12 protein-coding genes are annotated in these 9,097 nt (G+C 74.1%); all 12 read right to left on the bottom strand.

The genetic code is table 11. From position 1 onward, the window contains the following. Positions 1 to 45 precede the first annotated feature (45 nt). The gene (trpA, locus tag ACFU6K_RS20945; protein ID WP_380665117.1) at positions 46 to 855 is read right to left on the bottom strand and encodes a tryptophan synthase subunit alpha; all 810 of its coding nucleotides are present in this window, start codon (positions 853 to 855) and stop codon (positions 46 to 48) included. Positions 856 to 857: 2 nt separating this feature from the next. Then, complete coding sequence (gene trpB / locus ACFU6K_RS20940) at positions 858 to 2,126, bottom strand: tryptophan synthase subunit beta (RefSeq protein WP_380665115.1); 1,269 nt, start codon at positions 2,124 to 2,126, stop codon at positions 858 to 860. 53 nt (positions 2,127 to 2,179) lie between these two features. Further along, positions 2,180 to 2,329 (bottom strand): tryptophan biosynthesis modulator TrpM, encoded by a 150-nt coding sequence (gene trpM, locus ACFU6K_RS20935; RefSeq protein ID WP_188296911.1) that lies wholly within the window; start codon positions 2,327 to 2,329, stop codon positions 2,180 to 2,182. Positions 2,330 to 2,339: 10 nt separating this feature from the next. Further along, on the bottom strand, positions 2,340 to 3,146 hold the full coding sequence (gene trpC, locus ACFU6K_RS20930) for an indole-3-glycerol phosphate synthase TrpC (RefSeq protein WP_049651216.1): 807 nt from the start codon (positions 3,144 to 3,146) through the stop codon (positions 2,340 to 2,342). A gap of 399 nt (positions 3,147 to 3,545) precedes the next feature. Next, complete coding sequence (locus ACFU6K_RS20925; RefSeq protein WP_380665113.1) at positions 3,546 to 3,995, bottom strand: DUF2752 domain-containing protein; 450 nt, start codon at positions 3,993 to 3,995, stop codon at positions 3,546 to 3,548. 110 nt (positions 3,996 to 4,105) lie between these two features. Further along, the gene (locus ACFU6K_RS20920) at positions 4,106 to 4,369 is read right to left on the bottom strand and encodes an HGxxPAAW family protein (RefSeq protein ID WP_049651218.1); all 264 of its coding nucleotides are present in this window, start codon (positions 4,367 to 4,369) and stop codon (positions 4,106 to 4,108) included. A gap of 156 nt (positions 4,370 to 4,525) precedes the next feature. Then, positions 4,526 to 5,113, bottom strand: coding sequence for a TIGR02234 family membrane protein (locus ACFU6K_RS20915; protein WP_380665111.1), 588 nt, complete (start codon positions 5,111 to 5,113; stop codon positions 4,526 to 4,528). 119 nt (positions 5,114 to 5,232) lie between these two features. Further along, complete coding sequence (locus tag ACFU6K_RS20910; protein ID WP_380665109.1) at positions 5,233 to 5,685, bottom strand: Uma2 family endonuclease; 453 nt, start codon at positions 5,683 to 5,685, stop codon at positions 5,233 to 5,235. A 20-nt stretch (positions 5,686 to 5,705) separates the two neighbouring features. Then, positions 5,706 to 7,229: an anthranilate synthase component I gene (locus tag ACFU6K_RS20905; protein WP_380665107.1), complete on the bottom strand. Its 1,524-nt coding sequence runs from the start codon at positions 7,227 to 7,229 to the stop codon at positions 5,706 to 5,708. Positions 7,230 to 7,269: 40 nt separating this feature from the next. Beyond that, positions 7,270 to 7,641 (bottom strand): phosphoribosyl-AMP cyclohydrolase, encoded by a 372-nt coding sequence (hisI, locus tag ACFU6K_RS20900; protein ID WP_049650356.1) that lies wholly within the window; start codon positions 7,639 to 7,641, stop codon positions 7,270 to 7,272. A 30-nt stretch (positions 7,642 to 7,671) separates the two neighbouring features. Continuing rightward, complete coding sequence (locus ACFU6K_RS20895; protein WP_380665105.1) at positions 7,672 to 8,241, bottom strand: hypothetical protein; 570 nt, start codon at positions 8,239 to 8,241, stop codon at positions 7,672 to 7,674. Positions 8,242 to 8,433: 192 nt separating this feature from the next. Continuing rightward, a complete protein-coding gene (locus ACFU6K_RS20890) occupies positions 8,434 to 9,024 on the bottom strand; it encodes a GNAT family N-acetyltransferase (RefSeq protein ID WP_380665103.1) in 591 nt (196 codons plus the stop codon). Between the last annotated feature and the right edge of the window lie 73 nt (positions 9,025 to 9,097).

Raw genomic sequence — 9,097 nt, 5'->3', positions numbered from 1 at the left:
CTCCCGAGGAGTGGAGGGCCGCCGGCCTGATGGTCCTACCGCGCGTCAGCTCCGCCGCACGCCCGAGGCCAGTTCCCCGGCCAGGGCCCGCACGGCGTCCAGCGCCGCTTCCTCGTCCTCGCCCGCGGCCAGGATCCGCTTCACGAACGCCGACCCCACGATCACCCCGTCCGCGAACCGGGCGACCTCCGCCGCCTGCACCGCGTCCGAGACCCCGAGCCCGACGCAGACCGGCAGGTCGGTGGTGGCCCGGGTCCGGGCGACCAGGTCCTCGGCCATCGAGCCGACGGCCGACCGCGTCCCGGTCACGCCCATCACCGCGGCCGCGTACACGAACCCGCTGCCCGCCGCCGTGACCTCCGCCAGCCGCGCGTCCTTGCTGCTGGGGGCGACCACGAACACGGTGTCCAGACCGTGCTCGTCCGCCGCCTTGCGCCACTCCTCGGACTCCTCCACCGGCAGGTCCGGCAGGATGCAGCCGGCCCCGCCCGCGGCCGCCAGGTCGGCGGCGAACCGCGCCACCCCGTAGCGGTCGACCGGGTTCCAGTACGTCATCACCAGCACCGCCGCCGCGGGGTGCGCGGAGGCGACCTCCTGGACGGTGCGCAGCACGTCCTTGATCCGCACACCGCCCCGCAGCGCGATGTCGTCGGCGGTCTGGATGACGGCGCCGTCCAGCACCGGGTCGGAGTGCGGCAGCCCGACCTCGACCACGTCGCAGCCGCCCTCGATCAGCGCGTTGACCGCCCGGATGCCGCCGTCCACGGTCGGGAACCCGGCCGGCAGGTAGCCGATCAGCGCGGCCCGGTCCTCCGCCTTGGCCGCGGCCAGGACGTCGCTCAGCTTGGAAGCCATGATCACTTACCCCCCTCGGCGGAGTCGGCCGGCCCGGCGGACCCGGCCCCCGGCTCGTCGTACAGCCCGAAGTACTCGGCCGCGGTGTGCATGTCCTTGTCCCCGCGTCCCGACAGCGAGACCAGGATGGTCGCCTCCGGCCCGAGCTCGCGCCCCAGCTCCAGCGCCCCGGCGAGCGCGTGGGCGCTCTCGATGGCCGGGATGATGCCCTCGGTGCGGGACAGCAGCCGCAGCGCCTGCATCGCGGCGTCGTCGGTGACCGGACGGTACTGCGCCCGCCCGGTGTCCTTCAGCCAGGCGTGCTCCGGCCCGACCCCCGGGTAGTCCAGCCCGGCCGAGATCGAGTGCGACTCGATGGTCTGCCCGTCCTCGTCCTGGAGGACGTACGTCCGGGAGCCGTGCAGCACGCCCGGGTCCCCCTTGGTGAGGGTGGCCGCGTGCCGGGGCGTCTCGGCGCCCTCGCCGGCCGCCTCGCAGCCGATCAGCCGCACCCCGGTGTCCGGGATGAACTCGTGGAAGATCCCCATCGCGTTGGAGCCGCCGCCGACGCAGGCCACGACCGCGTCGGGCAGCCGGCCGGTGCGGTCGAGCACCTGCTGGCGCGCCTCGACGCCGATGACCCGGTGGAAGTCCCGGACCATCATCGGGAACGGGTGCGGCCCGGCGACGGTGCCGAACAGGTAGTGGGTGGAGTCGACGTTGGCGACCCAGTCCCGGAACGCCTCGTTGATGGCGTCCTTGAGCGTCCGGCTGCCGGACTTGACGGCCACCACCTCGGCGCCGAGCATCCGCATCCGGGCGACGTTGAGCGCCTGGCGCTGGGTGTCGACCTCGCCCATGTAGATGGTGCAGTCGAAGCCGAACAGCGCGCAGGCCGTCGCGGTGGCCACGCCGTGCTGGCCGGCGCCGGTCTCGGCGATGATCCGGGTCTTGCCCATCCGCTTGGTGAGCAGCGCCTGGCCCAGCACGTTGTTGATCTTGTGCGAGCCGGTGTGGTTGAGGTCCTCGCGCTTGAGCAGGATGCGCGCGCCGCCCGCCTCGGCGGAGAAGCGGTGCACGTCGGTCAGCGGGCTCGGGCGCCCGGTGTAGTCCTTGAGCAGCGCGTCGAGCTCGGCGGTGAAGGCCGGGTCGGTCTTGGCCTTCTCGTACTCCTCGGCGACCTGCTCGACCGCGGCGACCAGCGCCTCGGGGATGAAGCGGCCGCCGTACGCGCCGAAGTAGCCGCGCGCGTCCGGCACCTGGGCGCCGGGCAGGTAGTCCTTTTCGGACATGGTGGTTTCCCTTGAACGGAGATGGACGACAACGACGTCTTCCCGGCTGGGCTTCAGCCGGACGTCACGCGCCATCGCCGTCCCGGCACCTGCCCGGGCTCGCACCCGATGACGTACCGCACCCGACGCCCCAGCACCCGGCGTGCGGGTGCGCGGCAGCCGCGCGGGCGGCAACCGGGGGCGAGTCGGGCGGCGATCTTCATGGGGTGGGGGTCAGTCCTTGTGCCGGACGGCGGGGTGGGCCCCGGCGGCGACCAGGTCGGCGACCGCGGCGCGCGGGTCCTTGCCGGTCACCAGGGATTCGCCGACCAGCACCGCGTCGGCACCGAGGTTGGCGTAGTTGATCACGTCCAGCGGGCCGCGCACACCGGACTCGGCGATCTTGACGATGCCGTCCGGGATGGCGTGGGCGACGTTCTCGAAGGTGTTGCGGTCCACTTCGAGCGTCTTCAGGTTGCGGGCGTTGACGCCGATGATCCGGGCGCCGGCGTCCACCGCGCGCTTGATCTCCTCCTCGTCGTGCACCTCGACCAGCGGGGTGAGGCCGATCGACTCGGCGCGCTCGATCAGCGACACCAGGGCCGGCTGGTCGAGGGCCGCGACGATCAGCAGCGCGAGGTCGGCGCCGTGCGCACGGGCCTCCCACAGCTGGTAGGCGGTGACGATGAAGTCCTTGCGCAGCAGCGGGGTGTCCACCGCGGCGCGGACGGCGTCCAGGTCGGCCAGCGAACCGCCGAAGCGGCGCTGCTCGGTCAGCACGCTGATCGCGGCGGCACCGCCGGCGGCGTAGTCCACCGCCAGGGCGGCCGGATCGGCGATCGAGGCCAGGGCGCCCTTGGACGGGCTGGAGCGCTTCACCTCGCAGATCACCCGGACCCCGTCGCCCCTGAGGGCGGCGACGCCGTCCTTGGCCTCCGGAGCCTTGGCGGCGAGCGCCTTGAGCTCGTCCAGGGAGACCCGGGCCTGCCGCTCGGCGAGGTCCTCGCGGACCCCTTCGATGATCGAGTCGAGCACACTCACTCAGGAGCCCCCATCTTTTCTGCCAGTTGGCCGGCGCGAGCCGGCGGGCGAGGGCCCACCGACTCTTCGATGGTATCGGCACCCGGGGGCGGGGGGCGCACCGGTTCGAACCGGGTCCCGCGGACCGGACTCCCGCTCCGGCGGCCCCCAGCTGCGGCTTCACCGGGCCCGCACCGGTTTTCGGACGGTCTTCGCACCGGTTTTCGGACGCTCTTCGAGCCGACCGCGACCGGTGGCCGGGAAGCGGCGGTACGGCAGCCAGGGGGCGACGGTACGGCGGCCGGGGAGTGACGGTACGGCGGCCGGGCGGCAGCGGTACGGCGGCCGGGCGGCGGCGGTACGGCGGCCGGGCGGCGGCGGTACGGCGGCCGGGGGGTGGCCGTTGCGCGGGCGGCCCGGTCAGACCAGCGGAGGCGCCAGCCCGGCACCGACCCCCGAGTTGCGCACCACCGTGAACACCAGCACCAGCAGGGCGATCAGCGCCCACCGCCGGCCCCCGACGGTGACCCTGGGCGGCGGCCCGCCGGTCAGCGCGGCCCAGCCCCAGCGCAGCCACAGCACGGCCAGTACGCCGAACAGCAGGACCACGACGGCGTTGTCGTGCAGGGCTCCGGTGAGGTCCCCGTGGCTCAGCGCGTGGACGCAGCGCAGCCCCCCGCAGCCGGGGCACCACCAGCCGGTGGCGGTCAGGAACGGGCACTCGGGGTAGTGCCCGGGGGTGTTCGGGTCCACCACGGCGACGTACGCGGCGGGGACGGCCACCGCCGCCAGCGCGGTCAGCGGCGGGCTCAGCCGGCGCAGCACGGGCGGCGGGGCGGAGGCGGTGGAAGCGGTGGGGGCGGCGTTCACGCCCCGATTCTGCCCGGGTCGGGCCCGGACACGACGAAACGGCGGGCGTGGCGCGCCCGCCGTTCCGATGTACGACAAACGTGTGGTCGTGTGGTGCGACGAGCCCGTCGTCAGGCGGCGACGGCGGCGCGGGCCTCACGGGCCGCGAGCTGCTCCTCGGCCGACTTGTAGACGTTGGCGCTGGGCTGCTTGCCCATGCCCGCGAGGGACATGGCCTTGCCGACCACGCCGCCGGCCAGGATGACCGCCAGGCCGACCCAGACGAGCAGAACCGACGGCAGGATCATGGCGACGCCCGCGACGCCGAAGCCGACGAAGGAGATGACGACGCCGGTCCAGGCGGCGGTGGTGTGGCCGTGTGCTGCTGCTGCCATCTGAGTGGTGCTCCTTGGCTCTCGGGGCCCGGCCGGGCCTGCGGGGCCGCCGGCGGGTTGACGGGTTCCATTGTGCCGGGCCACACACCGGCGGCCCAAAGCGGGTGGCGGGTCTATCGCGTCACATGCGCGCGGAGCGCGTCACATGCGCGCGGCTCACACCGCGGTCGGGTCCTCGCCCCGGTCCAGGGCCTTCCACAGGTCGCCCGGCGTCTCGGTCCTCGCCGGGGCCTTGCGGGTCGGCGCCTCGTAGCGGCTGCCCATGGCCGGCCAGCCCCGGCCGTAGCGCAGGGTGAGCAGTCCGGCCAGGGCCAGCAGGACCCCGCCGACCAGCGCGACCCAGGGCCAGCCGGTGTGCGAGACCTCGGTGGCCGCCGAACCGGTCAGCGCCAGCTTGCGGGCGGCCTCGGAGTCCAGCGCGGCGGTGTCGCCGGCCCCGGCCACCGAGGCGGCGGCCGCGCCGAGCCCGGCCAGCAGGGTCAGCGCGCCGACCGCCAGCCGGCCGGCGCCGCGCACCGCGAACACCGCGACGGCCGCGGCGAGGCCCACCAGGGCCAGCCCGCCGGGCAGTTCGGAGATCCTGCCGCCGGTGACGGACACGTCCAGGGTGCCGGCCCGGCCCTCGGCCCAGGTCCGCCCGACCGCGGTCAGCACCAGCACGGCGCTCAGCACGGTCAGCAGCAGCATGATGCCGAGGGTGCGGCGGCTGGGGGCGGCGGGGGCGGGGGTCTGCTCAGCGGTCACCCGTCCACTATCCCCCGACCGACGCCGGGGCCCGTACCCGGGGTGGGGAACGGGCCGGCGGGCGGGGCGGCGGACGGGGTCGGTTACGGGGTGGGTCAGGGCGTGGGTTACGGCGTGGGTTACGGCGTGGGGAACTCGTCCGTCCGCAGTACCACCGTGCGGCCGCCGAGCGGCAGGAACAGGTCGTTGCCGAACGGCACCCGCTCGGCCTCCCGGTACACCCCCTCGGGGGACGGCGCGGTGTGCACGGTGCAGACCGCCGCCGCCGGATCGACCACCACGTACAGCGGCACGCCACTCTCCGCGCAGGCCCGCGCGAAGACGTGGTCACGGCCCGGGTGCGCCACCTCCAGCACCGCCTCGGCGTCCGCGGCCCCGTACCGGCCCCGGGCGGTGCGGGCGGCGCCGGGGGCGACCACCACCAGGTCCGGGGCGAGCGGGCCGTGCGCGGCCGGGAAGTCGATCAGCACCCCGGACAGCACCCGCCCCGCCCCCGCGAGCCCTTCCCGGATCTGGGAGGCCGTCCCGAAAACGGCCTCCCAGCGCAGCTCGTCGTACGGCGCCTCGGGCATCCCGGCCGCCTCCTCACACGTCAGGACAGTTCCGGCGTCCGCAGCGTATTGGCGGTGGCGACCGCCCGCAGCACGGCGGCCGCCTTGTTGCGGCACTCGGTGTCCTCGCCGTGCGGGTCGGAGTCGGCCACCACGCCCGCGCCGGCCTGCACGTACGCGGTGCCGTCGCGCAGCACCGCGGTGCGGATCGCGATCGCGGTGTCCGAGTCCCCGGCGAAGTCCAGGTAGCCGACGCAGCCGCCGTACAGGCCGCGGCGGGTGGGCTCCAGCTCCTCGATGATCCGCATCGCCCGCGGCTTCGGCGCGCCGGAGAGGGTGCCGGCCGGGAAGCAGGCGGTCAGCACGTCGAAGGCGGTGCGCCCCGGGGCGACCGTGCCGGTCACCGTCGACACGATGTGCATCACGTGGCTGTAGCGCTCGATCTGCATGAAGTCGACCACCTCGACGCTGCCCGGCTCGCAGACCCGGCCGAGGTCGTTGCGGCCGAGGTCCACCAGCATCAGGTGCTCGGCCCGCTCCTTGGGGTCGGCGAGCAGCTCGGCGGCCAGCTCCGCGTCCTCGTGCGGGGTGTCGCCGCGGTGCCGGGTGCCGGCGATCGGGTGCAGCATCGCCTCGCCGTCGGTGACCTTGACCAGCGCCTCCGGGCTGGATCCGACCACGTCGAAGCCGCCCTCGGCCCCGCCGTCCGGCCCGGGGAAGCGGAACAGGTACATGTACGGGCTGGGGTTGGTGGTGCGCAGCACCCGGTAGACGTCCAGGGCGGAGGCCGGGCAGGGCGCCTCGAAGCGCTGCGAGGGCACCACCTGGAAGGCCTCGCCGGCCCGGATCCGCTCCTTGATCGTCTCCACCGCGGCCCGGTACGGCTCGCCGCCGAACGGCGAGTGCACCTCGCCGGGGCCGGCCGGGGTGAAGGTGGCCAGGCCCGGATCGACCGGCTTGGACAGCTCGGCCTCCATCGCGTCCAGCCGGGCCACCGCGTCCGCCCAGGCCTCGTCCGCGCCGCTGGCCAGGTCGTTGTGGTTGACGGCGTTGGCGATCAGCAGCACCGTGCCGTCGACGTGGTCGAGCACCGCGAGGTCGGTGGCGAGCAGCATGGTCAGCTCGGGCAGGCCCAGGTCGTCCGGGTTGAGGTCGGGCAGCTTCTCCAGCCGGCGGACGATGTCGTAGCCGAGGTAGCCGACCAGGCCGCCGGTGAGCGGGGGCAGGCCGTCGTCCTCCAGCCGCGGGGTGTGCAGCGCCTGGAGGGTGGCGCGCAGCACCTCCAGCGGATCGCCGGCGGTGGGGATGCCGACCGGCGGGGTGCCGAGCCAGCGAGCCCCGCCGTCCGGGCCGACGGTCAGCGCGGCGCCGCTGCGCACCCCGACGAAGGAGTAGCGCGACCAGCTGCGGCCCTGCTCGGCGGACTCCAGCAGGAAGGTGCCGGGCCGCTCCTCGGCGAGGGTGCGGTAGAGGCCGATCGGGGTGAGGCCGTCCGCGAGGAGCCTGCGGGTGACCGGGATGACCCGGGTGTCGACGGCGAGCTTGCGGAAGGCTTCGAGATCCATGACGCGCGGCACCTTCTTGAGTTCTTCGAGTGGACTGGGGTCAGGAGAGCGGGAGCACGTCGGCGTCGAAGCAGGTGCGGTCGCCGGTGTGGCAGGCCGCACCGGTCTGGTCGACCCTGACCAGCAGGGTGTCGCCGTCGCAGTCCAGGGCCACCGACTTGACCGCCTGGACGTGGCCCGAGGTGTCGCCCTTCACCCAGTACTCACGGCGGCTGCGGCTCCAGTAGGTGCAGCGGCCCGTGGTCAGGGTGCGGTGCAGCGCCTCGTCGTCCATCCACCCGAGCATCAGCACCTCGCCGGTGTCGTACTGCTGGGCGATGGCCGGGACCAGCCCGTCCTCGGAGCGCTTGAGCCGCGCGGCGATCTCGGGGGCGAGGGCGGTGCTGCCGGGAGCGGCGGGTGTGGTGGACATGCACCCCATTGTGTCAGCCCGCCCCGGCCGTCACGGGCGCAGCTGCCCGGTGAGCTTGGGGCCGCCCTGCTTGTTGCCGGCGGCCAGGGTGCAGGTGTAGTCGCGCCAGCCCTGCTGGTAGTTGGCCATGGCAGGGCCGAACTGGCGGCCGTAGTAGGTCTTCCCGTCACCCTGGCGGGCCTTGGCGGCGGCTTCGACCTCCTTGCAGCCGTCGCGCATGGCAAGCGCCAGCGGGATGTCGCCGGTGATCCCGTCCGCGAGCTTGAGGTCGGCGATCACCTCACCGTCGTGGTCGCCGGCGCAGGGGCGCTCCTCCGGCTTGGTGATCACCGGGCTCAGCTGCGGGTGGTCGAAGCAGGCGCCGACCGGGAAGAACGCGTACGGCGGCTGCGGCGTGGGCGTAGGGGTGGGTGTCGGCGTCTGGGTGGCCGTGGGAGTCGGCGTGGGCGGCGGCGGCGCGGCGGCCGGCTTCTTGTCGTCCGGCCACAGCACCGCGGTGGCCACCACCGCGAGCAGGACGACCAGCACGGCGGCAACGGTGAGGACCAGGCCGCGGGACGGGCGAGAGCCGACTGCGGACGGCTGCTGCTCGGAGGTCATGGCCACGAGGATGGCCCACCCGACCCCCACCTGACAGCCGCTTCGCCGAACTCGCCCCGTACGGGCGGCCCGCCGGGACGGCAAGGCAGCGAGGCATACGACGGGAACATCGGTGCGGCCTCTCGGAGCACCGAGAGGCCGCACCAACGAAAAGCCGCGTCTGACTTCGACGCCCCCAGCACAGTCTCGCCCTCAAGCGGGAGGCACCGGCCGGGCCATCACATGCGCCGCGTCCGCTCCCTCGATCGGCGTCCACTCGTGTTCCAAGATCGAGTAGGTGATGGAGTCACGCCAGGCGCCATGGACGAAGACGTGGTCCCGGATCCGTCCCTCCTCGGTCATCCCCGCCCGCAGCAGAGTCCGGGCCGAGGCCTCGTTGAGCGGGGAGCGGGCGGCCCAGATGCGGTGCAGGCCAAGGACATTGAAGCCGAGGGCGCACAGTAGGTGAACGGTCTCGGTGCCGTGGCCCTTGCCCCACGCGGCCGGATGAAGGGCGAACCCGATGGTCGCGGCCTGCTGCGGCTCGGTGGCCAGCCGTGCGTAGCCGATCAACCCGTGTTCGCCGCGCCGGGTGACGGCGAGGCAGTACTCGGTACGCGGGGTGGCGAGCGCGGAGTCGATGGAGCGGGCGGTGATCGCTTCAACCTGTTCGCGAGTGCGGGGTTCGAAGCTGAGGTGCCGGGTGGCCCCAGGATCGCCGTAGATCGCCAGGAGGGCCTCGGTGTCGTCGGGTTCGACCTCGCGGAGTTCCAGGTTGGGGCCGGCCAGGTGGAGTGGGGTCATGACTGCGGAGCCTATCCGCGGGGTCACCGGATGAGGGCCGAGGTGGGGGTGGCGGTGAAGGCCTCGATCTCCT

The sequence above is a fragment of the Kitasatospora sp. NPDC057512 genome, assembly GCF_042802135.1.
In the GTDB taxonomy this organism is placed as follows: Bacteria; Actinomycetota; Actinomycetes; order Streptomycetales; family Streptomycetaceae; genus Kitasatospora.
The sequence above is the reverse complement of the archived record's forward strand: the minus strand, read 5'-3'. Positions and strand labels throughout refer to the sequence as shown.